Raw genomic sequence first — 24,047 nt, forward strand, 5'->3', positions numbered from 1 at the left:
CTCTGCTTTAGTTATTAGTACTCGATCTTGCCCAGTGCGGACTCGACCAGTGCCTTTTGTTGCTCGTTGTGCTTGGCCAGATAACCGACGGCCGGCGACGAAGATGCCGGACGGGAAACCAGCAGCAGCTTCTGCTTGACACCCAGCTCGCTGTCCAGATGATGACGGGAAGCAAACCAGTACCAGGCGCCTTGGTTGCGTGGCTCTTCCTGACACCAGACAATTTCGGTCGCCTTCGGATACTTGGACAGCTCGGCGTGCAGCGATTCCTTCGGGAAGGGATACAACTGCTCGATACGAACAAGGGCGATATCGGTGATTTTCTTTTCGCGACGAGCTGCCAGCAGGTCGTAATAGACCTTGCCGGAGCAAAGCACCACGCGCTTGACCTTCTTGGCATCGATATCGTCGATTTCGCCGATCACACGCTTGAACTCACCGTTGGCCAGTTCTTCCATGGATGAAGCTGCATCCTTGTGGCGCAGCAGCGACTTCGGTGTCATGACGATCAGCGGCTTGCGCTGCATGCGAACACCTTGACGGCGCAGCATGTGGAAAACCTGGGCTGCCGTGGTAGGCACGCAGACTTCCATGTTCATCTCGGCACAAGCCTGCATGTAGCGCTCAAGACGGGCGGAAGAGTGTTCCGGACCCTGACCTTCGTAGCCATGCGGCAACAGCATGACCAGGCCGCAGGCACGGCCCCACTTGGCTTCACCGGATGCAATGAACTGGTCGATGACGACCTGGGCGCCGTTGGCGAAGTCGCCAAACTGACCTTCCCAGAGAACCAGCTCGTACGGATTGGCCGATGCATAGCCGTAGTCGAAGGCCAGCACAGCCTCTTCGGACAGCACGGAATCGAAACATTGGAAGCCAGCCTGCTTTTCCTGAAGATTCTTCAGCGGGTAGTACGTACCCTCATCCCAGCTAGTGCGATTCTGATCGTGGAAGGCAGCATGGCGGTGGAAGAAAGTACCGCGGCCAACGTCCTCACCGGAAATACGAACACCGTAGCCGGAAACCAGCAGCGAGGCATAGGCCAGATTCTCGGCCATACCCCAGTCGACCGGCAGCTTGCCTTCACCCATCGCAGCGCGATCTTCGGCGATTTTCTTGACGCGAGAATGCAGCACATAGCCTTCGGGGAAGGTGGTCAGGCGCTTGGACAGACGCTTCAGTTCCTTCATCGGCACCGTGGTATCGCAGGTTTCGATGTAGTTCTTGGTCAGGAACGGGGTCCAGTCGATGGTATTCGGATGCTTGTAGCCGGCCAGAACCGGGTTGTACAGCAACTCGCCCTTGTCCAGATGCTCGCGATATTCCTTGATCATCTGATCCGGACCGTCAGCCGGCAGGACGCCTTCGGCAATCAGCTTGTCGCCATAAACCTTGCGGGTACCCGGATGCTTGCTGATGATCTTGTACATCAACGGCTGGGTGACCATCGGTTCATCCTGCTCGTTGTGACCGAGCTTGCGGAAACAGATGATGTCGATGACGACATCCTTCTTGAACTGCTGACGGAATTCGATAGCCAGCTGGGTGACCAGCGCCACTGCTTCCGGATCGTCGCCATTGACGTGGAAGATCGGTGCGTCGGCCATCTTGAAGATGTCGGTACAGTAATGACCGGAGCGGTAATCGCGCGGATCGCTGGTGGTGAAGCCAATCTGGTTGTTCACCACGATATGCAGCGTGCCACCCGTGCCATAGCCGCGGGTCTGAGCGAAGTTGAGCATTTCCTGGTTGACGCCCTGGCCAGCCACGGCCGAGTCACCATGGACAACGACGGGCAGAACCTTGGACTTGCCATCTTCTCCACGACGCACCTGACGGGCGTAAACCGAGCCTTCGACAACCGGGTTGACGATTTCGAGGTGCGACGGGTTGAATGCCAGCGTCAGGTGGCATGGACCTCCAGGAGTAGAAACGTCGGACGAGAAGCCCATGTGGTACTTGACGTCGCCGGCGGAAAGATCGCTCTTCTTCTTGCCTTCGAATTCGGCAAACAGCATGGACGGTGCCTTGCCCAGCGTATTGACCAGCACGTTCAGACGACCACGGTGGGCCATACCGATAACCACTTCGTCGATCCCGAGTTTGCCGCCGGCACGAATGGCTTCGTCCATCGAGACAATCAGCGATTCGCCACCTTCCAGAGAGAAACGCTTCTGGCCAACGTACTTGGTATGCAGGTAGCGCTCAAGGGTTTCAGCGGCGGTCAGTCGCTCAAGCAGACGCTTTTTCTGCTCTGCACTGTAGGTCGGACGTGAACGGATGGTTTCCAGGCGCTCCTGCAGCCAACGCTTTTCGTTGTAGTCGGACATGTACATGTACTCGACGCCAACGGTGCCGCAATAAGTCTGCTTCAGGGTTTGCAGGATATCGCCAAGGGTTGCCGATTCCGGCAAGCCTTTCAAGGAACCAACGCTAAAAGTCTGGTTCAGGTCGCCATCGGTAAAACCGTAAAAGGACGGCTCCAGTTCATCAATTTTCGGACGCGGCAAACGCTTGAGCGGATCGAGCTCGGCCCAGCGCGTGCCCATCGAACGATAGGCAGTGACCAGTTGGCCGACTGCGGATTGTTTCTTGTTGTCGCCACCAGCGGCTACAGCAGCCGGGCGGAAACCACCGTCCTTGCCGAGTTCGGCAAAAGCGGCAACAACCGGCGCATGTGCGACATCACGTGCAACCGCACCCGGCATCTGGGCCAAGCGGTCAAAATAATCGCGCCATTCAGCCGGCACGCAGGTTGGATCATTCAGGTAATTTTCGTACAGCTCTTCCACGAACGGCGCATTACCGCCAAAGAACATCGTGCTGTCGAACAATTGATTCATCGTAGTCATAGGCATCCCCTCTTGGGTGTTATTTTCCTCTGCAGCTGCATTTTGCAAAGCCACAAATCTCCACGGGTAAAAAAAGGGCGGCCACACGGCCGCCCAATTTTTTCTTAGCCGCGTTGGGCCAGCGGCACTACGTCGCGCTTTGCTGCACCCATGTACAGTTGACGCGGACGACCGATCTTGTATTCCGGATCGGAAATCATTTCTTCCCACTGGGTCATCCAGCCGACGGTACGGGCCAATGCGAAGATACAGGTGAACATTTCAGTCGGAATGCCGATGGCTTTCTGAACAATGCCAGAATAGAAGTCGACGTTCGGGTAAAGCTTCTTCTCGACGAAGTACGGATCTTCCAGCGCAATGCGCTCAAGTTCCATGGCCAGCTTGAACAGGCGGTCATTTTCCAGACCGAGCTCAGCCAACACTTCATTGCAAACCTGGCGCATCAGCTTGGCGCGCGGGTCGAAGTTCTTGTAAACGCGGTGACCAAAGCCCATCAACTTGAACGAATCGTTCTTGTCCTTGGCGCGAGCAATGTATTCCGGCACGCGGGAAACATCACCGATTTCTTCCAGCATCTGCAAGCAAGCTTCGTTGGCACCACCGTGTGCCGGACCCCACAGACAGGCGATACCGGCAGCGATACAGGCGAACGGGTTGGCACCCGAAGAGCCAGCCAGGCGCACGGTCGACGTAGAAGCGTTTTGCTCGTGGTCGGCATGCAGTGTGAAGATGGTGTCGAGTGCGCGGACCAGAACCGGATTCGGCACATATTTTTCACACGGGTTGCCGAACATCATGCGCATGAAGTTGGCGGTGTAATCCAGGCTGTTATCCGGATACATGAACGGCGCACCAGTGTTGTACTTATAGGCCATCGCGACAATGGTCGGCATTTTGGCGACCAGACGATTGAAGCTGACATTACGATGCTCTGCATCCGAGAAGTCCATCGCATCGTGGTAGAAAGCGGACAGCGCGCCAACCACACCGGTCATCACAGCCATCGGGTGGGCATCACGGCGGAAACCAGAGAAGAACTTGGACAACTGCTCATGCACCATGGTGTGATTCTTGATGGTGCTTTCGAAATCAGCCTTCTGCTTGGCATTCGGCAACTCGCCGTTCTTCAGCAAGTAGGTAACTTCGAGGAAGTTACAGTTTTCAGCCAGTTGCTCGATCGGGTAACCGCGATACAGCAGTTGGCCCACGTCGCCATCAATAAAAGTAATCTTGGACTTGCAACTGGCGGTGGAAAGAAAACCGGAGTCGTAGGTAAACAGACCGGTCTTGCCACCCAGTGTGCGAATATCGATGCAATCGTTGCCATGCGTCGGTGACATGATCGAAAAATCGACGGGAGCCTGTCCATCGATTGATAAAGTTGCCTTGCGTTCGGTCGTCATAGTGTCTTCCCTTTACAGGTGTTGGTTGTCACTGCACTGCCAAAAAAAGTGGTTAACGTTCCTAAGTTAGAACGTCAACCTTACTCAACTCTTACGAATCTTTTCCACAACTGACATCAACCGGGAATCATCGATCTCCGCCTTGCCCGTAAGCAGATCCCAGAGATCGTAATCCTCCATGTCGGCCAGTTCTACAAACGCCTGCTGCTCGTCATCATTCAACTTGTCAAAGCCATCATCGAGAAAACGCGTCAGCGTAATATCGACTTCCAGGAGCGCACGACGAATGCAGCGCCAACGCAGGCGTTCGTAGTCCTTACGCTCCATCAGACAGCGCGACGAACCATCATGTCCTTGATCTTGCCAATGGCCTTAGTCGGGTTCAAACCCTTCGGGCACACGTCAACACAATTCATGATGGTATGGCAACGGAACAAGCGGTACGGGTCTTCGAGGTTGTCGAGACGCTCATTGGTCGCCTGGTCGCGCGTATCGGCGATGAAACGGTATGCTGCCAGCAGGCCTGCCGGGCCGACAAACTTGTCCGGGTTCCACCAGAACGATGGGCAGGACGTCGAGCAGCAGGCACACAGGATGCACTCATAAAGACCATTCAACTCTTCGCGATCTTCCGGCGACTGCAGACGTTCGCGTTCCGGCGGCGGATCGTTGTTGATCAGGTATGGCTTGATCGAGTGGTACTGCTTGAAGAACTGGGTCATGTCGACGATCAGATCGCGGATGACAGGCAGACCGGGCAGCGGACGCAGCACGATCGGCTGCTTCAGGCTGTCGATATCGGTCAGGCAGGCCAGGCCATTCTTGCCGTTGATGTTCATGGCATCGGAGCCACAAACGCCTTCGCGACAGGAGCGTCGATAGGAAATCGCGTCGTCCTTAGCCTTCAGCTTGGTCAGCGCGTCCAGCAGCTTACGATCAGTCGGTTCGAGTTCGACCGAGATGTCCTGCATGTACGGCGCGTCGTCCTTGTCCGGATCGTAGCGATAGATACTGAATTGAACCATGCGTTTGCTCATTCTGGACTCCGATTAGTACGAGCGCGTCTTGAGGGCTACGGCCTCGACGGTCAGGGGTTGCATGTTGACCGGCTTGTAGCTGATCGAGTTATCAACCGGCGAGAACAGCGTGTGCTTCAGCCATTCCTTGTCGTTACGGCCATTCGGGAACTCGGCGGTATCCGGCGCGTCGTCACGAACATGAGCACCACGGGATTCCTTGCGGGCTTCGGCGGAAATCATCGTGGCCTTGGCGACTTCGATCAGGTTTTCCATTTCGAGCGCTTCGGTACGAGCCGTATTCCAGGCCATCGACTTGTCCTTGATCTCGAGCTGGCGAGCTGCCTTTTCGACTTCGAGGATCTTCTCGACGCCCTGCTTCAGCATGTCGCCAAAACGGAACACACCGGCGTGGTCCTGCATGGTGCGCTGCATGGCCAGACGGGTTTCGTGCACGTTGGCACCGCCCTTGCGGTTGTCCAGTGCGCTGATGCGAGCCAGAGTCTTGTCGGCGACGTCCTTCGGCAGTTCGCGATGGGCGCGGCCAGCCTTGAGATCTTCGACCGCGGAGTCGCCGGCCGACTTGCCGAAGACCAGCAGATCGAGCAGCGAATTGGTACCGAGACGGTTGGCACCGTGCACCGAAGCACAGGCACACTCGCCACCGGCATAGAAACCAGGAACGACGCTGTTCATGTCGCCATTCTTCGGCATGACGACACGGCCAGAGTAATGGGTTGGGATACCACCCATCTGGTAGTGACAGGTCGGCACGACCGGCAGCGGTTCCTTCAGGCAATCGACACCGGCGAATTGCAGGCCGATTTCGTGGATGCCCGGCAGGCGCTTCATGATAGTGGCTGGATCGAGATGGGTGATGTCGAGCAGGACGTAGTCCTTGTTGACGCCACAACCGCGGCCTTCCTTGATTTCGGTCGCCATGGCGCGCGAAACCACATCACGCGACGCCAGATCCTTGGCGTTCGGAGCGTAGCGCTCCATGAAGCGTTCCTTGCTGGAATTACGCAGAATGCCGCCTTCGCCGCGCACACCTTCGGTAATCAGCACACCAGCACCGGCCACGCCGGTCGGGTGGAACTGCCAGAATTCCATGTCTTCGAGCGGGATGCCAGCACGCGCCGCCATACCAAGGCCGTCACCGGTATTGATGAAAGCATTGGTCGACGAGTAGAAGATACGGCCGGCACCGCCGGTGGCGAAAATCGTGGCACGAGCGTGGAAGATAACGATCTGGCCGGTTTCCATTTCCATGGCGGTAACGCCGAGGACGTGACCTTCTTCGTCACGGATCAGGTCAAGGGCCATCCATTCAACGAAGAACTGGGTGTTGGCCTTGACGTTGCGCTGGTACATGGCGTGCAACATGGCATGACCGGTACGGTCAGCGGCAGCACAGGAACGACGCACCGGCTTTTCGCCAAAGTTCGACATGTGACCACCGAACGGACGCTGGTAGATCTTGCCGTCGTCGGTACGGTCAAAAGGCATGCCGTAGTGCTCGAGCTCAACGACCACTTCGTTGGCCTTCTTGCACATAAATTCGATCGCATCCTGGTCGCCGAGCCAGTCGGAACCCTTGACGGTATCGTACATGTGCCACGTCCAGTGATCTTCCTCGGAATTACCAAGGGAGGCAGCAACCCCGCCCTGCGCCGCAACAGTGTGCGAACGGGTCGGGAAAACTTTGGACAAGACGGCCGTTTTCAGGCCAGCTTCGGACAATTGGATTGCGGAACGCAGACCGGCACCACCGGCACCAACGATCACCGCATCAAACTTGAGAACAGGAATACTCACGCTTACAGCCTCCAGAGAATCGCAGCAGCCCACGCGGTGTAACCCACCAGCGCGGCAATGGTCACAACGTGCAGCGTCAGACGGACACCCGTCGGCTTCACGTAATCCATCCAGATATCACGCACACCAATCCAGGCGTGATAGAACAAGCTAACGAAGAAAAGGAAGGTCAAAAACTTGATGACGCCATTGGCGAACACACCCTGCCAGGCTTCGAAGGTATTCGGCCGAACCACCAGCAACACAGCGGCAATCAGTACGGAATAGACGGCCATGATGACTGCGGTAGCACGCTGGGCAATCCAGTCCTTCAGGCCGTAATGGGCACCAACAACAATACGGTTGATCACAGCAGAACCCCCCAAATCAGGATCGCGCTCAGCGGGAGGCTAACGGCCAACACAACACCGGCAGACTTGCGAGCAGCCTCTTTTTCGATACCAACATGCAGATCGAGAAGCAGGAAGCGGATACCTGCACAGAAGTGATGCATGAACGCCCAGATCAGGCCCGCCAGAATCACCTTAACCAGAAACATCCCGGCAATTGCCTTGATGCCCGAAAAGCTTTCGGGAGAGGCCAAGCTTGCACCAAAAAGCCAAAGCAGAAGCGGAAGACAGAGAAACAGTCCTACACCGCTAACGCGATGCAGAATTGAAACTTTGCCAGGCAACGGCAACCTAATTGTAGTCAAGTCCAAATTTTTTGGACGTTTCTTGATGGTCATTTCTGCCATGAACGTCATCCCTCGCGTGAAGATGCGGTTATCCGCTTGTACGTGGTTTGAAAAGAACGGTAATTATACATTCAAAACCGGCTAGAACACGCCACTCCGGGCGCTTTCCGACCTAATCCGAAAGCATGGGGCATTCACCCCAAATCGTTCCGATAGTAATGCCGCCGCGTACAGTACAGACCACGACGCCACTCGACCGGCTTGTTTCCATAGGTATAGGCCGTTCTTTCAACAAGAAGGAGCGGCTCACCCTTTTGCACCCCAAGCAATTCGGCGCTTTGCAGATCAGCAGCAACCGCCCGCAAATGCTCCTCGGCATGAATCATGCGGACACCAAAATCGCCCTCAAAAAGGCTGTACAAGGAACGCTCACCAGCGCGCAAGCCCTCCAGCGCCAAGCCGTTGAACAGGTCGGCAACCAGATAAATCTGATCAAAAACCACCGGCTCACCGTTGAAACGCAGCAGGCGTTTGACGTGAAGCACACTATCACCCGGCTGCAAACCCAGCGCCACGGCCACCTCAGGCGTCGCAGCGATGGTTTCGCAAAAAAATGGGTCACTGACCGCATGCGTTGCCTTGCCATCATCGGGCACAAGGCGCAGAAAGCGATAGAAGGAGCGCGGATCACTATGCGTGGCGACAAAGGTTCCCTTCCCTTGACGCCTGACCAGAAGATTCTCGGCGGCCATCTCATCAATCGCCTTGCGCACAGTTCCCTGGCTGACATTAAAACGCGCAGCCAACTCCCCTTCGCTAGGAATGGCATCACCCGGCCCCCACTCCCCCTGCTCCAGACTACGGATCAGAAAATCCTTTATCTGGCGATAGAGCGGACTGAAGGTCGGCGAGGACAAACGGGGGGCAGGACGGGAGACGTCACGGGTCATAGGACCAAATTTCAGCACATTTCAGGCGGACCGTCCACGAAAAGTTGTCTTATATAAGACATATGATGAATTGACACTTAAACGCTGAACTTCTAACATCACGAGTCTCTCGCGCCGGCCGACGCAAGGGATAAATTCAAGGCCGGCACTCGAGCAAATTCAAACAATTCAATCACGCAGTTTCATTACAGGAGCGATACATGTCCAAAGCCCCCATGCGCGTAGCTATTACCGGCGCCGCCGGCCAGATCGGTTATAGCCTGCTGTTCCGCATCGCCTCCGGCGAAATGCTCGGCAAAGACCAGCCGGTCATCCTTCAGTTGCTCGACCTGCCGCAAGCGCAGCAAGCTGTGAAGGGCGTCATGATGGAGCTGGAAGACTGCGCTTTCCCGCTGCTCGCCGGCATGGTTGCCACCGATGACCCGAACGTTGCCTTCAAGGACGCCGACGTCTGCCTGCTGGTTGGTGCCCGTCCGCGCACCAAGGGCATGGAGCGTGCCGACCTGCTGACCGCCAACGGCGCCATCTTCACGGTGCAAGGCAAGGCCATCGCCGAAAACGCCAAGGAAGACGTCAAGGTCCTGGTCGTCGGCAACCCGTGCAACACCAACGCCTTCATCGCTGCTGCTGCCGCCAAGAAGGTTGGCCGCACCAACCCGAACAACTACCACGGCATGCTGCGTCTGGACCACAACCGCGCCCTGTCGCAACTAGCCGGCAAGACCGGTCGTGCCGTTTCTTCCCTGAAGAAGCTGGTCGTCTGGGGTAACCACTCGCCGACGATGTACGCCGACTACCGTTTCTGCACCTCCAACGGCGACAGCGTCAAGGCTCTGGTGAACGATCACGCCTGGAACAACGACGTCTTCCTGCCGACCGTTGGCAAGCGCGGCGCCGCCATCATCGAAGCGCGCGGCCTGTCCTCGGCTGCTTCTGCCGCCAACGCCGCCATCGACCACGTCCGCGACTGGGTTCTCGGCTCCGACGAATGGGTCACCATGGGTGTTCCTTCCGACGGCTCCTACGGCATCCCGGCTGGTATCGTGTTCGGCTTCCCGTGCGAATGCAAGGGTGGCAAGTTCAGCATCATCCAGGGTCTGGAAATCGACGAGTACAGCCGCGAGAAGATCAACTTCACGCTCAAGGAACTGACCGACGAAGCCGAAGCCGTCAAGGACATGCTGTAATCCAGCATTAGTTCTTAGCTTCATTGAAGGGCCGCGGTAAAATGCCGCGGCCTTTTTCATTTACGGGTCAGAAAACATGCGCCATCCGAAAGCAGTTCTTTTTGCCGGCGAAAAGCCCTTCCCCATCCTTCCGGCGGTCGACCATTACGCCGGCTCGGAAAAACTGATGCGCAAGGCACTCCAGTTGCAAAAGGAGCTAGGCCCGATCTTCGACATCACCTGTGACTGCGAAGATGGCGCCCACGCAGGGGCCGAACGAGAGCATGCAGAAATGGCTGCCAGCGTAATCATGAGTGAGGACAATCTGTTCAATCGCGTTGGCGCTCGTGTTCATGACGTCACCCATCCCCACTGGCAACAGGATATGGAAATCCTGGTCAGCCAAGCTGGCAAACGACTCCCTTTCATCACGCTCCCCAAACCCTGCAGCGCCGGTGATGTTCAGGTACAGATCGAAGCGCTGCGCGAGATAGAGCAAAAATTTGGCATCGACCATCGGATTCCCGTCCACGTGCTGATCGAAACCCATGGCGCACTGCGCGAAGTTTGGGAAATCGCGGCCTTGCTCGGAGTCGAAAGCCTGGATTTTGGCCTGATGGACTTTGTCTCAGGGCATCACGGCGCCATCCCCGGCAGCGCGATGAAAAGCCCGGGTCAGTTCGATCACCCGCTGGTCGCGCGCGCCAAGTGTGAAATCAGCGCTGCCGCTTTGGCCAACGGCATTGTTCCGTCACACAACGTGACGACCGAACTGAAAGACATCGCGTACATCCGCAATGATGCGCTACGGGCCCGAAGCGAATTCGGCTTCCTGCGCATGTGGAGCATCCACCCGAACCAGATCCTGCCCATCGTCGAAGCGATGCGCCCGGATTTTTCGGAGGTTCAGGCAGCAGCCGAGATTCTGATCGCCGCCCAGGATAAGGACTGGAGCCCGATCCAGCATGAAGGCAAACTGCACGACCGCGCCTCCTACCGCTATTACTGGGAATTGCTCGACCGCGCCCACGTCACCGGCATGGACATCCCGGCCATAGCCAAGCAGCGTTTCTTTGCCTGAAGAACTGCCGATTCTCTATCGCGACGAGCATGTCGTCGTCATCGACAAGCCGTCGGGCTTGCTTGTTCATCGCTCAGAAATCGACCGTCACGAGACGCGCTTCGCCATTCAGATCCTTCGTGATCAGATCGGCCAGCGGGTCTGGCCGGCACACCGACTTGACCGTGGCACCTCTGGCGTATTGCTTTTCGGACTGAATCCCGCCATGGCTAGCCAGCTTGGGAAGCAGTTCGAGCAGGGCACCGTCGAAAAAGCCTACTGGGCTGTCGTTCGGGGCTATCCGCCAGCGTCAGGCAGCATTGACCATCCGCTGACCCGCCAGCGCGACCCTTATGAATTCAAAGGGGAGCAGTGCAGCACCGAGGCTCAGCCAGCACTGACGCACTTCCGGAAGCTGGCCGAGATCGAGCTGCCGGTCGAAGTCGACCGTTATCCAAGCAGCCGCTATGCACTTCTGGAACTGGAGCCGATTACCGGACGTCGGCACCAGATCAGGCGCCATTTGAAGCATCTTGCCCACCCGATCATTGGCGATGCCACCTATGGCAAAGGGCGTCACAACCGCTACTTTGCCGAGCAACTCGGCTGCCACCGCTTGCTGCTCGCCTGCATCAGACTCTCGTTCAACCACCCTGTCACCGGGCTGCGACTGGACATAAAAACGCCAGTGTCCGGCGAGTTCGCCGCCACACTGGCGCGTTTTGGCTGGCCTGGCAGCTAGTAGCCGATCGACGCCTCAAGCTCTTCGAGATGTTTCATTTCGCGCTCGAGGTCAACCATATCCTGACCCAGCGCATCCCTGGCGGAAACCATTCCGAGCGGCGCGCCGCTCGGATCGACCACCGGCACATGGCGGAAGCCGCCCTCGGCCATCATGTAGAGCGCGTAGGACAGGGGTTTGTCAGCACCTATCGTCTGCGGATCCCGGACCATCACCTGATCCAGTGTCGTCGCGTCTGGATCAAGGGCGGCTGAAAGAATCTTGTTCAGTGCATCACGTTCCGTAAAGATGCCGGCAATCCGGCCATTCTCAACAACCAGCAAGGCACCGATTTTCTTATCGGTCATCAGCCGGCAGGCCGAACGGACACTCATTGTCTTGCTGGCAGTTACCAGCGTCCGACCATCGAGCAGGTTTCTGATCATTCTTCTGGGCATGTTTGTCTCCTTCGTTGTATGAAAATGTAACGCGCCTCCCAAGCGATTGGAAACCGTCACAACGATAGAGATTACCCCGCCTTTATGACGACAATCGCAATGGCGATGAAAATAATGACAACACCTATCAACTCAACGTTCAATGGAAACTCAAATATTTTCAGGGGGCCAGTTCGTAAACGACTCGAACTCGAGCATCTGCCTTGGAGAGTTCGACAAAGCCGATGCCGCCCGGATGAGAAACCACCCACTTGAGAACCTCTTCCGGTGAGCCAAGCTTGGTTGGTGGCTGCATGCGCCCGGAAAACACCTGCCTTGACCAGTAGGCATTGATTTCCGAGAGATCCTTGCCGAGCAACGCGTTGTAGAAACGCGCCCGATCCGGATGGGAGTCCAACATATCGACCGGCTGCGCCTCGACGCCATTGAAGAACTGCCTGGTGCGCCCGAAAAAGAGATTGACCACCTCGTTGCGCGTCATTGCCGCCACGCCGCAGCGAGCATTGACGACAACGACAAGCTCGGCGCGAACCTCTGCCGCCGGCTGCACCAGCAACCAGGAGATCAGGCAGAGAAGAAGGAGGCGACGAACAGGCATCTGCTTAGAAGACAAAGTCGACCGTCAGGGAGTAAATGTCCATCTTTCCGGACCAACGACCATTAACTGGATCATTGCGATACGGAAAGATTGATGTCGGGTCACCACGAACGCCATCCCACTGAGCCTTCACTGCAACATTACGCGCCACATCCCAGCGCATGCCAACAATGCTCGTTTTTTGATCCGAATGCGAATCAGCGATCACACGACTCGCATAAAGATCAGGACTAGCATGCCGTTCCGATCGCACCCACGAATAGCCGAGATAGGGCGTAACCTGAGCAATCCTGTAACCGGCAAGCAAGTACCCCCCATTGGAATCCTCAAGCGCATTATTACCCTGCTCGATATGATTCAGCATCAATTGCACCTGCCACGGCCCCTGATCATAGACTACACCCAGGGAATAATAGTCGGTGCGCCTGTCCTTCGTTGCCAGGTATTCAAGCGAGGATGCTGGCAACAAAGTGCCGAGCGGCAAATTATTCTTGAAGGTGATATTGGCGTAACTCGCCCGGATCAACCATGAAGCAATTTGGTACTCAAGAAATCCGCCAAGCATCGGTGAATCCTTGATTTCCCATTGCCTGTCGGCCAGAGGAATCTTGCCGTCGGAATGGCCATAGAAAGCCTTGATGCGAAGAAGATGCTCACCGAGAGGTACGGTGTACGCTGCATCCAGCCCATGAATGCTATAAAACGGCAGATACCAGAAGTAATCACCGGGTGGCCGTACGGTTAGGAAGGAATAGCCAACCCATCGGGAATCGGCCATCATGAAGAATTCCGTACCGAGACGCCCTGCACGTAAAGTCAGATTGGGTGTTGGATCATACTTGACGAAAGCCCAGCTGATTTCCGGGTGGTATGTCCGGTCGTAGCGGTAGCGGGTTGTTGCCTGAACAACCGCCTCAAACTCCTTGTTGATATGCCAGCCACCCTGCAGGCCCAGCACACTGTCGCCCCGCCCATCCCAGTTTTTCTTGATGCCGCCAGGCTGTGACAAGTCGCGAACAAACTCCAAATCATTGGAAGTTGTCCTTGCCATCCCCAAGGTGCCAAAACCCTGCAAGCTAAACGTCTGCTCCTGGTCTGCCAAAACCGGCGTGCCGATGAGTTGCGCGAAGGCGCAACTGACCGCCAATAGTTTGAGCAAACGTAGAGCGTCTGTCAGGCGCAACATCTTGGCAACGAGCATGGTTGTTGTGAACGAGATATCGGCGAAGAAACCGCAAATAAAAAAGGCACACGAAATGTATCGTGTGCCCTTGAATCAGTCAGATTACAGCTCAGGCAAGGCTATCTTCTGTTCGACGCTGAACTGATAATCCTTGAAGACATGCTCGGCTGACAGAATCTGATAGCTGCCATCCTCAAGGCGGCGGGTGGTGTCCTTCAGGCGATAGGTCAGATGGCCGCAAGTCCAGATATCGAAATTACGCATATGCGTGCACAGACAGGTCTTGTCCATGACCGAAACCTTGCGCGCTCCCGGGTGAGCCGCCACTTCTCGATTGTAGGCAGTCACATAGGAACACTTGCCGTTGGCATCAAGCAGGTAACCATAGGCTTCGCAGTTCGGGCGAATGCCGGCACCGATGCCCGGGCTGCCCTTGATCATTCGCATCGGGTAACCGGTCGGTGAAATCTGGTTGACCTCGATATCCTCTTCGCTGGCCTTGAAGTACTCCTGCTTGACGTTGGCCGGCAAGCCGCATTCTTCAGCGACGGTAAAGCGGGTCGCCACCTGGACTGCAGCAGCGCCTGCTTCAAGGAAAGCAGTCGCATCGGAACCGGTAAAGATGCCACCGGCCGGAATAACCGGGATATCCAGTTTTTCGTTCTTCAGATACTGCATCACTTCAGCGACGATGGTGGCCAGATCATACTGCGCCCAGTCCATGCCGAAACCGAGGTGGCCGCCAGCCAGCGGACCTTCGACCACAATGTAATCAGGCAGGCGCCCGGTACGGAAATTCTTTTTCAGGAAGAGTTGCAGGGCACGCACCGAGGAAACGATGATGCCCAGCTGGACGTCGCGGAAACGCGGATGGTCCTCAATCAGGGCGAAAGACCCCAGATGCAGGCCGGCAGCCAGCGTAATGCCTTCGATACCGGAATCCATCGCGGCGGTCATGCGAACCTTCAGCGTCTCTTTCGGCGCATTCATGGTCAGCTTTTCCATGCAGTTGATGAAGATCATGCCGTCGCCCTTCTTGCGCGACATGGATTCTTCAACGTGCAGGCGGGTGGCTTCTGCCAACTTGCCGAGGTCGAACTGGACCGGTGACTTGTCTTCGTTTTCGACGTTGTACTTGTAAAGCGCGAGCTTGTCCTTGACGAACTTGGTCTTGTAGCGGCGATCCGAAACCGTCTTGATCATTGCGTCGGAAATATGGCCAACACCGCCTAAACGGGCCACCTCGACAGCCAGATCGGCGCTCGAAATATCGACGCCCATGCCACCGACCATGATCGGAACCAGTTCATGCTTGCCAAGCCGCAAGCGGAAATCATCCACACGCTTCATCATTATCCTTATGGAAACCGGCCAGCAACCCCTCTTCCCCGGCCAAGATTGGAATTTTACGCCAATGTTAAGACCGATGCTTGACGAGGCAGGGATAAATCAATTTTGTCCGCGTCAAGTGTCGCTAAACTTATGATTTAGATACTTCATCGGGCAACAGGTTCGCCATGCGCGTTTCAAATCACCCTCTCTGGCTGGTCGGCTTCCGTCCATTCTTCACCCTGGCTTGCCTGGCCGGCATGTTGTTGCCAATGCTCTGGGCGCAGATCTTCAGCGGCCACCTCGCAGCGCCTTCAAACCCATTCACCTCGGTGCAATGGCACGCCCACGAAATGTTCTTCGGTTTTGGCTGGGCGGTACTCGGTGGCTTCCTGCTCACCTCAACCAAGAACTGGGTCAGTATTCGCGGCTATCACGGCCTGGCGCTCATGTGGCTTTCTGGCGCCTGGCTTGCCGAACGGATAGGCATGAGCTTTGGTGGCACCTGGCCAATGCCCCTTTTCCTGCTGGTAAACAACCTTTTTCTGGGCAGCATCATTGCCATGCTGATGTGGACGCTGATCCGTCACCGTGACAAGGACAGCTATCGCGACAATGCCTTTTTCCTGGTGATGCTGCCAGCCTTCATCTTTGCCAAGTACCTGATGCTGGCGGGCGGCGACTTCACAGCCGGCTACAGCATGGCCATCGCACTCTTCCGGCTGGCTTTCCTGGTCATGCTGGAGCGCACGCTCACCGGCTTCATGAAGGCCGCCTTTCAGGCCCAAATCCTGCGCCACACCAAGCTGGACATGGCAATCAAACTGCTCGGCCTGCTGCTGGTCATCGAATTTGTCCTGCCCCGCCCGATGACCGCAGTGATCTCTTTGTTGCTGGCCACGTTGCTCACCATCCGCTTTTTCTACTGGAAGCCACGACTTGCCTTCACGCGCATCGACATCGGCATCATGTACGTCGGTTACCTGTGTATCGTTGGCCAGCTGTTGATCGAGGCCTTCGGCCACGTCGTCAATTTCGTTTGGGTCGGCTCAGTGTCGGTGCACCTGTTCACCTTCGGCGCCATGGGCACGGTCATCCCGGCCATGATCATCCGTATCTCCAAAGGCCACACCGGCCGCAAGGTGGTATTCGACGGCATCGACCGGCTGGTGCTCTACATCATGCTTGCTGCCCTTTTCATCCGCGTCCTGCTGCCACAGCTGGCACCGGCCGCCTATATCGGCTGGATACATCTGTCGGCCACCTGCTGGCTGGCAGCCTTCGGCATCCTGGCCTGGCGCACCATCCCGATGCTGCTGCAGCCGCGCATCGACGGCAGGGAACATTGATTCGTGGGATACTTCGCCCCCCGCCGTCCGTCCGAGTAAGCCATGCACCCCCGCAACAAGAATGCCGAAGGCTACGATTTTGCCGCGCTAGCCGCCACCTCGGCCGCCTTGGCCAAGCACATCAAGACGACGCAGGCTGGCACGGCCAGCATTGACTTCGCCAACCCTGCTGCCGTCAAGATGCTCAACCGGGCAATCCTGATGCATCACTATGGGGTCAAGGGCTGGGATATTCCGGCCGGCTACCTGTGTCCGCCGATTCCGGGCCGTGCTGATTACATTCACAGCGTCGCCGACCTGCTGGCGACCTGCAACAAGAAGAACATTCCGAGCGGCCCCGGCGTACGCGTGCTCGACATCGGCGTCGGTGCCAACATGGTCTATCCGCTGATCGGTCATGCCGAATACGGCTGGTCCTTCCTCGGTGTCGATATCGACGAAGCGGCACTGGCCAACGCCCAGAGCATCATCGGCAAAAACCCGGAATTGGCCAGCGACATCGAACTGCGCCACCAGCCAGTGTGGGACAACATCTTCACCGGTCTACTACGCTCCGGCGAAGTCTTCGACCTGTCGATCTGCAACCCGCCTTTCCACAATTCCCCGGATGATGTCCACGCGGTCAGCCAGCGCAAGTGGAACAACCTGAACAAGCCAGGTGCCAAACGTGGCGCAGCTGAACCGCGCCTGAATTTCGGCGGCGGCGGTAGTGAACTGTGGTGTAACGGCGGCGAACGTGCCTTCGTCAAACGGATGATCGAGCAAAGCTGCAACATCCCGAAGCGGGTGATGTGGTTCACCAGCCTGCTCTCGCAAGGCGACAACCTGCCGCATATTGAAGCTGCACTGAAGAAGGCCAAGGTCGTCGAGTCGCGCATCATTCCGATGGCGCAAGGCCAAAAGCAAAGCCGCCTGGTCGCCTGGACCTTCTGCGGCAACGGCGAGCGCGAAAAGTGGCGCCGCGAACGGTGGACTGCCGCGCCCTCCTATGCCGTTCCAGCCTTCGCCGAGCAGACTGCGCCCTTGACAGCCGAAGCGACTCCGCCAGCGGCCGACCCCGTATAATTGACGGTTTTCTGTCTGGAAATTTGCCTGTGTCCGACCGCCTCGCCGTCCTGCCCCAATACCTGATTCCAAAACAGGCACTGACCGTACTGGCCGGCAAGCTGGCCTCGGCCAAAGCCGGTGGCCTGACCACCAGCGTCATCCGCTGGTTCGTCCGTCGCTACAACGTCAACATGACGGAAGCGGCCAATCCGGACATCGCCAGCTACAAGAGCTTCAACGAGTTCTTCACTCGCCCCCTGAAAGATGGCGCCCGCCCGGCCGCCGACGCCGACTTTCTGTGCCCGGTCGATGGTGCGATCAGCCAGTATGGCACGATCGATCGTGACCAGATTTTCCAGGCCAAAGGTCACAGCTATTCAACCACCGCGCTAGTCGGCGGCGATCGCAAACTGGCCGAGCAATTCGAGAACGGCAGTTTCGCCACGCTTTATCTCAGCCCGCGCGACTATCACCGCATCCACATGCCCTGCGACGGCAAGCTGACCCGGATGATCTACGTACCCGGTGCACTGTTCTCGGTTAATCCGACCACGGCCCGCGGCGTCCCCGGTCTGTTCGCCCGCAACGAACGCGTCATCTGCGTATTCGAATCCGAATTCGGTAGTTTCGTATTGACCCTGGTCGGCGCCACCATCGTCGGCAGCATGGCTACCGTCTGGCATGGCACGATCAATCCGCCGCGCCCCGGCGTTATCCGCGAATGGCGCTATGACGAACAGAACATCAGGCTGAAAAAAGGCCAGGAAATGGGCCGCTTCCTGCTCGGATCGACGGTCGTCATGCTCTTTCCGAAGAACACCCTCGCCTTCAACCCGGATTGGTCACCAAGCCGGGCCATCCGCATGGGCGAACAGATGGGCAGCAACGCAAACTGAAGCTGCCGCACCCTCGCTACTGAAAAGCACCGGGCGCCAGCGCACTGCCCGGACGCATCGGCCGGCTACCAACCGGAAAATGGAATTCGGCACTGGGCAACAACTCAACCCCTCTGGCCTGCCCCGGTGGCCGGATCGCGCCTCGTAGCGGCGACAGATTGGTCAGGCGCAACGGAATTCCACCGGACTCAATCAGTTCCCCTCTCGCCACCAGGCGATTTCCGTCGAAACGCCCCTGAGCCGGCTTGAACAGATCGCCACTACCGACCAACAGATTGTTGAGCAGCCAGACCTCGACGTCAGACGCAATTTTGTCGATACGCACATTGACGAAATTGCCGGCCGGCGCATCGTTGATCAGCGTGTTGTGGGCCATGTACAGCGCATTGTCCGGCCAGCGCGGCCCCTCGGCTCCGTAGGAGACAAGGGTCGGATTGTCGGTACTGGCACTCTGGCCGATGGCGTTGCCGATCACGTAGGCAACGCCACCATTCGGAAACTCCAGCTCGTAGGATGCTCTGCCACCGGCACCATCGACCAGCATGTTATAGAGGATGTGATTCTCGCGTGCCCGCGACTTGACCAGATGTCCAAGGTAACCGTTGTAGAAACGGCTGCCGCGCAACACGAACTTGCCGATAGCGCCGACATATAGCAAATGATGTAGATCGCCTTTGTGGCGTGGCGCATCGCCGAATTCACTATCGATGACCTCAAGACTGAGTTCAGGAAAATTAGCGGTCAGGATGCCCATTTCATTGTCGAAAAAGGCGCAGGAGCGGACCGTCAGGCTCCCTTTCTCGAAGCGGATGCCAGCCCCGTTCAGACTGGCCACGCGTGCACCGCGAAACTCGATGTTCTCGATCGTCACCTTGCCACCACGCACCACCCAGATCGCCTTGCCTTCGGCACTTTGCCCCTCGGCCAGCATGACCGGCCGCTGGCCAACACCCCGGATAAGCAGGTTGTTCTGCGTCCAGACCGCCGGTTGGCCACGGTAATCACCGGGCCGAATCTCGATAACCTCGCCATCCTTGGCCAGTCGGGCAGCCTCGGTCAGCGTCGTAATCTTTTCGCCTGGGCCAACACTCATGGTGGCTGGCAAATCGGCGGCGCGTAACAGTTTTGCCTCTTCGGAAATAACCATCAAGCGCCCGTCCGGCGTCCGACGAATTTCGCCACGATAATCGGGAGCCGGCGGTAGCTTGTCAGGCATTTGCGCCCCCGCCCATCCGGCCGGAAAGACAAGGAAAGTCACGATACCAGCGCGCAGGATGCTGCGACGGAGAGTTTCTTGGATCATGGGCATCTCCTGGCGGATGGGGAAAACACGGCGCCCGTTCGCCGGATGGAAAATTGGCGGCAACCGGTTTCGCCTCATGAAACGGCAGCCGGGATGCATTTGTCAACAGGCCACTCCATGGCAATATTCGCTTTCCGGTAAAAGCGGCGCCCGACAAGCCGCTCCGGATCTGCATTCGTTTTCACTCTTCCCTGCCAGGAGATCACCATGCCCAGTGCCGTTTCTTCATTCATCGGCGGTTCGCTCCGCCACCTCTGTCTCGCCGCACTGTTTCTATTTGCCTCAAGTTTTGCCAACGCCGAAGCGCCACAGCAAAAGACCCAAGTCCCGGGCTATTACCGGCTAATGCTTGGCAACTTCGAAGTCACCGCGTTATACGACGGTGCCATCGATCTCGACGAAAAGCTGCTGAAGAATATCCAGCAGCGCGATATCCAGCGCCTGCTGGCTCGCGAGTTCCTGAAGGGACCGAAGGTACAGACAGCGGTGAATGCCTATCTGATCAACACCGGCAGCAAATTGATCTTGGTCGACGCCGGTGCTGCCAAGCTGTTCGGGCCGGGCCTTGGCAATATCGTCGATAACCTGAAAGCGGCCGGCTATGCACCTGAGCAGGTGGATGTCGTGCTGGTGACCCATCTGCACGGAGACCACGTCAACGGCCTCGTTACGTCGGAAGGCCAACGTGTTTTCGCCAATGCAGAAATCTGGTCCGCCAAGGCCGACAACGATTTCTGGCTGAGCGAGGAAATCGCCGCCAAGGCGCCCAAGGATTTCCAGCCCTTCTTCAAGATGTCACGTGATGCCGCCGCCCCTTACCTTGCGGCCGGCAAGTGGAAAACCTTCGACAGCGACCGCGAACTGCTGCCCGGCGTCACCAGCGTGGACACGCACGGCCATACGCCGGGTCATGCCAGCTACCTCGTGCAGAGTGGCGACCAGCGCCTGATGATTCTCGGCGATCTGGTACATAACCATGCCGTCCAGTTTGCCCACCCGGATGTCGCCATCGAATTCGACAATGATCCGAAGCAAGCGGTCATCGCCCGCAAGCGCATCTTCCGCCTGGCAGCCAAGGAAAGACTGATGGTGGCCGGCATGCATCTGCCCTTCCCAGGCATCGGTCACGTCCGCAAGGAGCAAAAGGGCTACGCCTGGGTGCCAGCCGAATTTGCACCGCTGGCCAAATAACATGCAGATCTGGGTCGATGCCGACGCCTGCCCCGGCGTCATCAAGGAAATCATCTACCGCGCCGCCGAGCGTCGGCAGATCCAGACCACGCTGGTCGCCAACCAGATGCTGCGCACGCCGCCGTCGAAATACATCCGCGCCATCCAGGTCGCGCATGGCTTTGACGTGGCCGACGCACACATCGTCGATCAAGTGGTGGCGGGCGACCTCGTCGTCACTGCCGACATTCCGCTCGCCTCGCTGGTCATCGAGCGCGGTGCCCATGCACTGAATCCGCGCGGCGAGATGTACACCACCGCCAACATTCGGGAACGCCTGACCATGCGCAACTTCATGGAAGACCTGCGCAGTGCTGGCGTTCAGACCGGCGGCCCCAATGCCTTCAGCCAGGCCGATCGACAGGCCTTCGCCAACCAGCTGGATCGCTTTCTGGCCAAAATACCGGTTGCCTGAATCCCTGGAGAGTTTTCCGGCCGCCCGGCGGTCATAATGCCAATTGAGATTGACGAAGCACTGGCCTGGTAACGCGAAAACACCGACTCATAGCCTCGGCAAGGTCTGATTTCGCCCGGCCGCCTTGGCTGCATAGAGCTGGTTATCGGCCCGCTGAAGCAGCTCCTGAACGGTTTCACCAGGCACATGCTGCGTCACGCCGAAGCTCGCCGTCACCGTCAAGCCGGGAAGCAAGGCCACCATGCTTTCAGTCAGCGCCAGACGCAGGCGCTCGGCAGTCGCTATCGCTGCCGGCAGCGAGGTCTCGGGCAGAACGATGACGAACTCCTCGCCACCGTAGCGGGCGACCCAATCGATATGCCCTCGCAATTCCCGACGGAAGCACTCGGCGGCCTCCTGAAGGACCTGATCGCCAAGCAGATGCCCGCAAGTGTCATTGATCCGTTTGAAGTGATCGATATCGCAGAAAATCACTGCCAGAGCGCGCTGATAGCGGATCGCCCGATCAAGCTCCTCCTGGATTCTCTCGTTGAAGAGGCGACGGTTGAAGCAACCGGTCAAGGGATCAATAGTCGACAGGCGATGGATAGCCGCCAGCGCTGACTCCAGTTCAGCCGTTCGCTGTGCGACCTGCTCGTCCAGATTCGCGATGTGGCTGTTGATCCCGGACTGCAGTACGGAAAAACCTTCGACAACCAAGTCGATTTCGTCCCGACCGTGTCCAGGCGAACGCGCCAATTCCAGTGGAATCGTCAGACGATTTGGGGTCAGTTCGCTGGCGAATTGCGCCACTCGGCGCAGCGGGCGTTCCAGATCACGCTTCAGCAGGTAGGCAATCAGTATGCAGATAAGTAGCGTCAGCACCCCATACCCTAGCGATGCGATACCGAGCGTGTAAATAAGCTCTCGGTAAAACGCAGCGGGGTTCTCGAATATCTCCAGATTGCCGATTACGCCAACCGGCCGGCCGGGCGGCGGAATATCAAAGCGCCGGGGCCGATCGTTAGTCAGTCCTTTGTCTCCCGCCGAAAAAGTCTGCCCGGTGGTTACCGTCAGACTTACGTAGCCGATCTCCGGTCGGGCAGCGATCACTTCGAGCTGTCTTCGAATCGCTTCAGGCTCAATGTCCCAGATGCTGACCGACAACAGCGGCACATTGGTCTGGCCGATCTCCCGAACTGCCAGCTCGAAACGATCCTGGACATGAATGTAGGAATAAGCCGCCTGGATAGACCCAATGGCCAAGGCACATAACGTTGCCCACAAAAACACACTGCGGATCAGGGTCGTGGCGATCGGTCGAAACAGAGGGGCGCTCAATCGAATCCCAATCCTTAGTCCAGTAGCTGCCGGAAATTGAAATCGTAGCGTTTCAACTTCGGATTCAGCGCCTTGCTGAAACGGCGAAAATTCACCTGATCGAAGTGCAGTTGACCAAAGCGCACCATGAAACGATCCGCATCTTTCTGCGAAAACAGCGTGAACATCGACTGATTCACCTCTACGCCCTCTCCCTCTGCAAAATCCCGGCCATGGTCGTAGTCGTAGAGCATGACCAACGCCCAGGCGCCGCAAATGAAGTGGCCGCCAGCCAGTGCCGCCAGGCGGCCGGATTTGAGGGCAGCCATCGCCTCGGGGGAAGCATTCACTGCACTGAACCAGGCATCCTTACCCGGCTTGCCGCCGCGTTTCTCCCAGACCTGCATTGCGCCAAAGGCCATCTGATCATTTCCCGCCCAGACCAGTCTGGCCAGCGGATAGCGCTGAAACAACCATTCACTCTGTTCGGCCGCCTTGGCCCTGTTCCAGCCGGAGAAAATCTCCTGCTCGAGCACCACATCGCCCGCCTCGGCCACCGCCCGGCGCATTCCCTCGCCCCGCCGATTCGAGGCCGGCGTCGACCGATCGCCACTGATCGCCAAAAAGTGCAAACGGCCATCGGCTGCCTGAGCTTGAGCCCGACGCCCCTGCTGGATCAGCGCCTTGGCGGTGAGATAACCTGCCTCCTGGGCCCGCGGTTCGAGAGAACCCAACCACCCTTTGAAATGCTCACGCGGCTGGCCGGTCACAGCCCGCTCTACCGGCTCTGAAATACCGCTATAGGCCAGAAAAGTCTTGATTCCGGCAGCGTCGAACAGCCGTAACAGCTCCGGTCCGGTCGCATAATCATTGGTGATCACCACGTAATCCGGTCGATCGGCAACAGGACGGGCAACAATCTGACGGGCGAGCTCGAACACCCGGGGATGCTGCCGCTCGGCATAAAAGACTTCGAAGCGTATATCCAGGTCTTTCGCTGCCGCTTCCATTGCCTTGGTCGCAGTGAGCCAGTAAGCCTCATCCGACTTTCCCGGATTGATGAAGGCGACTGACATGGCCCAGACCAGACTTGGGAAAACAAATAACAGCAGCGCAAGGAGACCAGCAAGACGCTTCATTGGACGCTCATGGACGGCGGGACGGGAAGTCTAGCGCAGATAGGTCGCGCAGCAACAGAAAATACCCCCTACCTGCAACACGAGACCAGTCAATACAGAGCTTGGCTCTTGCCAAAACAAAAGCCCCTGCCGGTTTCCC

23 protein-coding genes are annotated in these 24,047 nt (G+C 57.5%); 8 read left to right on the plus strand and 15 right to left on the minus strand.

Annotated elements, in window-relative coordinates; translation table 11 throughout:
* Positions 1-14 precede the first annotated feature (14 nt).
* From DARO_RS14650 to DARO_RS14685, 8 genes are all read right to left on the minus strand, one after another.
* Complete coding sequence (locus tag DARO_RS14650) at positions 15-2,858, minus strand: 2-oxoglutarate dehydrogenase E1 component (protein ID WP_041224431.1); 2,844 nt, start codon at positions 2,856-2,858, stop codon at positions 15-17.
* A 98-nt stretch (positions 2,859-2,956) separates the two neighbouring features.
* Entirely contained in the window at positions 2,957-4,255 is a 1,299-nt protein-coding gene (gene gltA, locus DARO_RS14655; protein ID WP_011288588.1) for a citrate synthase, read from the minus strand.
* A gap of 84 nt (positions 4,256-4,339) precedes the next feature.
* Positions 4,340-4,582 carry a succinate dehydrogenase assembly factor 2 gene (locus DARO_RS14660; protein WP_011288589.1) on the minus strand — a complete coding sequence of 81 codons (243 nt, stop codon included), beginning with the start codon at positions 4,580-4,582 and terminating at the stop codon, positions 4,340-4,342.
* Positions 4,582-5,292 carry a succinate dehydrogenase iron-sulfur subunit gene (locus DARO_RS14665; RefSeq protein ID WP_011288590.1) on the minus strand — a complete coding sequence of 237 codons (711 nt, stop codon included), beginning with the start codon at positions 5,290-5,292 and terminating at the stop codon, positions 4,582-4,584. Before DARO_RS14665 ends, DARO_RS14660 begins: the two co-directional genes overlap by 1 nt.
* Before the next feature lie 12 nt (positions 5,293-5,304).
* A complete protein-coding gene (gene sdhA, locus DARO_RS14670; protein ID WP_011288591.1) occupies positions 5,305-7,089 on the minus strand; it encodes a succinate dehydrogenase flavoprotein subunit in 1,785 nt (594 codons plus the stop codon).
* Positions 7,090-7,091: 2 nt separating this feature from the next.
* Entirely contained in the window at positions 7,092-7,439 is a 348-nt protein-coding gene (gene sdhD, locus DARO_RS14675) for a succinate dehydrogenase, hydrophobic membrane anchor protein (RefSeq protein ID WP_011288592.1), read from the minus strand.
* Positions 7,436-7,825: a succinate dehydrogenase, cytochrome b556 subunit gene (gene sdhC / locus DARO_RS14680; RefSeq protein ID WP_011288593.1), complete on the minus strand. Its 390-nt coding sequence runs from the start codon at positions 7,823-7,825 to the stop codon at positions 7,436-7,438. The genes sdhD and sdhC overlap by 4 nt, the downstream gene beginning before the upstream one ends.
* Positions 7,826-7,959: 134 nt before the next feature.
* Positions 7,960-8,715, minus strand: coding sequence for a GntR family transcriptional regulator (locus tag DARO_RS14685; RefSeq protein WP_011288594.1), 756 nt, complete (start codon positions 8,713-8,715; stop codon positions 7,960-7,962).
* 200 nt (positions 8,716-8,915) lie between these two features.
* On the opposite strand from DARO_RS14685, the gene DARO_RS14690 reads away from it, so the two are divergent.
* From DARO_RS14690 to DARO_RS14700, 3 genes are all read left to right on the plus strand, one after another.
* Positions 8,916-9,902: a malate dehydrogenase gene (locus tag DARO_RS14690; protein ID WP_011288595.1), complete on the plus strand. Its 987-nt coding sequence runs from the start codon at positions 8,916-8,918 to the stop codon at positions 9,900-9,902.
* Positions 9,903-9,978: 76 nt separating this feature from the next.
* Positions 9,979-10,962, plus strand: coding sequence for an aldolase/citrate lyase family protein (locus DARO_RS14695; RefSeq protein ID WP_011288596.1), 984 nt, complete (start codon positions 9,979-9,981; stop codon positions 10,960-10,962).
* On the plus strand, positions 10,955-11,683 hold the full coding sequence (locus tag DARO_RS14700; RefSeq protein ID WP_011288597.1) for a tRNA pseudouridine(65) synthase TruC: 729 nt from the start codon (positions 10,955-10,957) through the stop codon (positions 11,681-11,683). Before DARO_RS14695 ends, DARO_RS14700 begins: the two co-directional genes overlap by 8 nt.
* Here DARO_RS14700 and DARO_RS14705 read toward each other — a convergent pair.
* From DARO_RS14705 to DARO_RS14720, 4 genes are all read right to left on the minus strand, one after another.
* On the minus strand, positions 11,680-12,120 hold the full coding sequence (locus tag DARO_RS14705; protein WP_011288598.1) for a CBS domain-containing protein: 441 nt from the start codon (positions 12,118-12,120) through the stop codon (positions 11,680-11,682). The genes DARO_RS14700 and DARO_RS14705 overlap by 4 nt on opposite strands.
* Positions 12,121-12,280: 160 nt before the next feature.
* Positions 12,281-12,718, minus strand: coding sequence for a hypothetical protein (locus DARO_RS14710; protein WP_011288599.1), 438 nt, complete (start codon positions 12,716-12,718; stop codon positions 12,281-12,283).
* A 4-nt stretch (positions 12,719-12,722) separates the two neighbouring features.
* Positions 12,723-13,919, minus strand: a complete 1,197-nt coding sequence (locus DARO_RS14715; protein ID WP_011288600.1) for a hypothetical protein — start codon at positions 13,917-13,919, stop codon at positions 12,723-12,725.
* An 84-nt stretch (positions 13,920-14,003) separates the two neighbouring features.
* Complete coding sequence (locus tag DARO_RS14720; RefSeq protein ID WP_011288601.1) at positions 14,004-15,251, minus strand: nitronate monooxygenase; 1,248 nt, start codon at positions 15,249-15,251, stop codon at positions 14,004-14,006.
* Positions 15,252-15,418: 167 nt separating this feature from the next.
* Between DARO_RS14720 and DARO_RS14725 the strand changes: the two genes are divergently transcribed.
* Genes DARO_RS14725 through asd form a run of 3 tightly spaced genes read left to right on the plus strand, consistent with a single transcriptional unit; the run spans position 15,419 to position 18,522 of the window.
* Positions 15,419-16,579, plus strand: a complete 1,161-nt coding sequence (locus DARO_RS14725) for an NnrS family protein (protein ID WP_011288602.1) — start codon at positions 15,419-15,421, stop codon at positions 16,577-16,579.
* Between the two features lie 42 nt (positions 16,580-16,621).
* Positions 16,622-17,644, plus strand: coding sequence for a 23S rRNA (adenine(1618)-N(6))-methyltransferase RlmF (rlmF, locus tag DARO_RS14730; RefSeq protein WP_011288603.1), 1,023 nt, complete (start codon positions 16,622-16,624; stop codon positions 17,642-17,644).
* A 29-nt stretch (positions 17,645-17,673) separates the two neighbouring features.
* Positions 17,674-18,522: an archaetidylserine decarboxylase gene (gene asd, locus DARO_RS14735; protein WP_011288604.1), complete on the plus strand. Its 849-nt coding sequence runs from the start codon at positions 17,674-17,676 to the stop codon at positions 18,520-18,522.
* Positions 18,523-18,538: 16 nt separating this feature from the next.
* On the opposite strand, the gene DARO_RS14740 is transcribed toward asd, so the two are convergent.
* On the minus strand, positions 18,539-19,825 hold the full coding sequence (locus tag DARO_RS14740) for a hypothetical protein (RefSeq protein ID WP_011288605.1): 1,287 nt from the start codon (positions 19,823-19,825) through the stop codon (positions 18,539-18,541).
* Positions 19,826-20,032: 207 nt separating this feature from the next.
* Between DARO_RS14740 and DARO_RS14745 the strand changes: the two genes are divergently transcribed.
* Positions 20,033-21,016, plus strand: coding sequence for an MBL fold metallo-hydrolase (locus tag DARO_RS14745; RefSeq protein WP_011288606.1), 984 nt, complete (start codon positions 20,033-20,035; stop codon positions 21,014-21,016).
* A 1-nt stretch (position 21,017) separates the two neighbouring features.
* A complete protein-coding gene (locus DARO_RS14750; RefSeq protein WP_011288607.1) occupies positions 21,018-21,470 on the plus strand; it encodes a YaiI/YqxD family protein in 453 nt (150 codons plus the stop codon).
* Between the two features lie 87 nt (positions 21,471-21,557).
* Here DARO_RS14750 and DARO_RS14755 read toward each other — a convergent pair whose 3' ends face one another.
* Together DARO_RS14755 and DARO_RS14760 are read right to left on the minus strand one after the other, a co-directional pair.
* Complete coding sequence (locus DARO_RS14755) at positions 21,558-22,790, minus strand: diguanylate cyclase (RefSeq protein WP_011288608.1); 1,233 nt, start codon at positions 22,788-22,790, stop codon at positions 21,558-21,560.
* A 14-nt stretch (positions 22,791-22,804) separates the two neighbouring features.
* Positions 22,805-23,908, minus strand: coding sequence for an ABC transporter substrate-binding protein (locus DARO_RS14760; protein WP_011288609.1), 1,104 nt, complete (start codon positions 23,906-23,908; stop codon positions 22,805-22,807).
* Positions 23,909-24,047 lie beyond the last annotated feature (139 nt).

The sequence above is a fragment of the Dechloromonas aromatica RCB genome (assembly GCF_000012425.1).

Bases quoted from the DNA above. Each gene is read 5' to 3' on its own strand.
- DARO_RS14650 (WP_041224431.1), bottom strand. From the start codon at position 2,858: ATGCCTATGACTACGATGAATCAATTGTTCGACAGCACGATGTTCTTT.
- DARO_RS14685 (WP_011288594.1), bottom strand. From the start codon at position 8,715: ATGACCCGTGACGTCTCCCGTCCTGCCCCCCGTTTGTCCTCGCCGACC.
- DARO_RS14705 (WP_011288598.1), bottom strand. From the start codon at position 12,120: ATGCCCAGAAGAATGATCAGAAACCTGCTCGATGGTCGGACGCTGGTA.
- DARO_RS14690 (WP_011288595.1), top strand. From the start codon at position 8,916: ATGTCCAAAGCCCCCATGCGCGTAGCTATTACCGGCGCCGCCGGCCAG.
- DARO_RS14740 (WP_011288605.1), bottom strand. From the start codon at position 19,825: ATGATCCAAGAAACTCTCCGTCGCAGCATCCTGCGCGCTGGTATCGTG.
- DARO_RS14750 (WP_011288607.1), top strand. From the start codon at position 21,018: ATGCAGATCTGGGTCGATGCCGACGCCTGCCCCGGCGTCATCAAGGAA.
- DARO_RS14725 (WP_011288602.1), top strand. From the start codon at position 15,419: ATGCGCGTTTCAAATCACCCTCTCTGGCTGGTCGGCTTCCGTCCATTC.
- DARO_RS14760 (WP_011288609.1), bottom strand. From the start codon at position 23,908: ATGAAGCGTCTTGCTGGTCTCCTTGCGCTGCTGTTATTTGTTTTCCCA.
- DARO_RS14710 (WP_011288599.1), bottom strand. From the start codon at position 12,718: ATGCCTGTTCGTCGCCTCCTTCTTCTCTGCCTGATCTCCTGGTTGCTG.
- DARO_RS14695 (WP_011288596.1), top strand. From the start codon at position 9,979: ATGCGCCATCCGAAAGCAGTTCTTTTTGCCGGCGAAAAGCCCTTCCCC.
- DARO_RS14745 (WP_011288606.1), top strand. From the start codon at position 20,033: ATGCCCAGTGCCGTTTCTTCATTCATCGGCGGTTCGCTCCGCCACCTC.
- DARO_RS14720 (WP_011288601.1), bottom strand. From the start codon at position 15,251: ATGAAGCGTGTGGATGATTTCCGCTTGCGGCTTGGCAAGCATGAACTG.
- rlmF (WP_011288603.1), top strand. From the start codon at position 16,622: ATGCACCCCCGCAACAAGAATGCCGAAGGCTACGATTTTGCCGCGCTA.
- sdhC (WP_011288593.1), bottom strand. From the start codon at position 7,825: ATGGCAGAAATGACCATCAAGAAACGTCCAAAAAATTTGGACTTGACT.
- gltA (WP_011288588.1), bottom strand. From the start codon at position 4,255: ATGACGACCGAACGCAAGGCAACTTTATCAATCGATGGACAGGCTCCC.
- DARO_RS14660 (WP_011288589.1), bottom strand. From the start codon at position 4,582: ATGGAGCGTAAGGACTACGAACGCCTGCGTTGGCGCTGCATTCGTCGT.
- DARO_RS14665 (WP_011288590.1), bottom strand. From the start codon at position 5,292: ATGAGCAAACGCATGGTTCAATTCAGTATCTATCGCTACGATCCGGAC.
- DARO_RS14715 (WP_011288600.1), bottom strand. From the start codon at position 13,919: ATGCTCGTTGCCAAGATGTTGCGCCTGACAGACGCTCTACGTTTGCTC.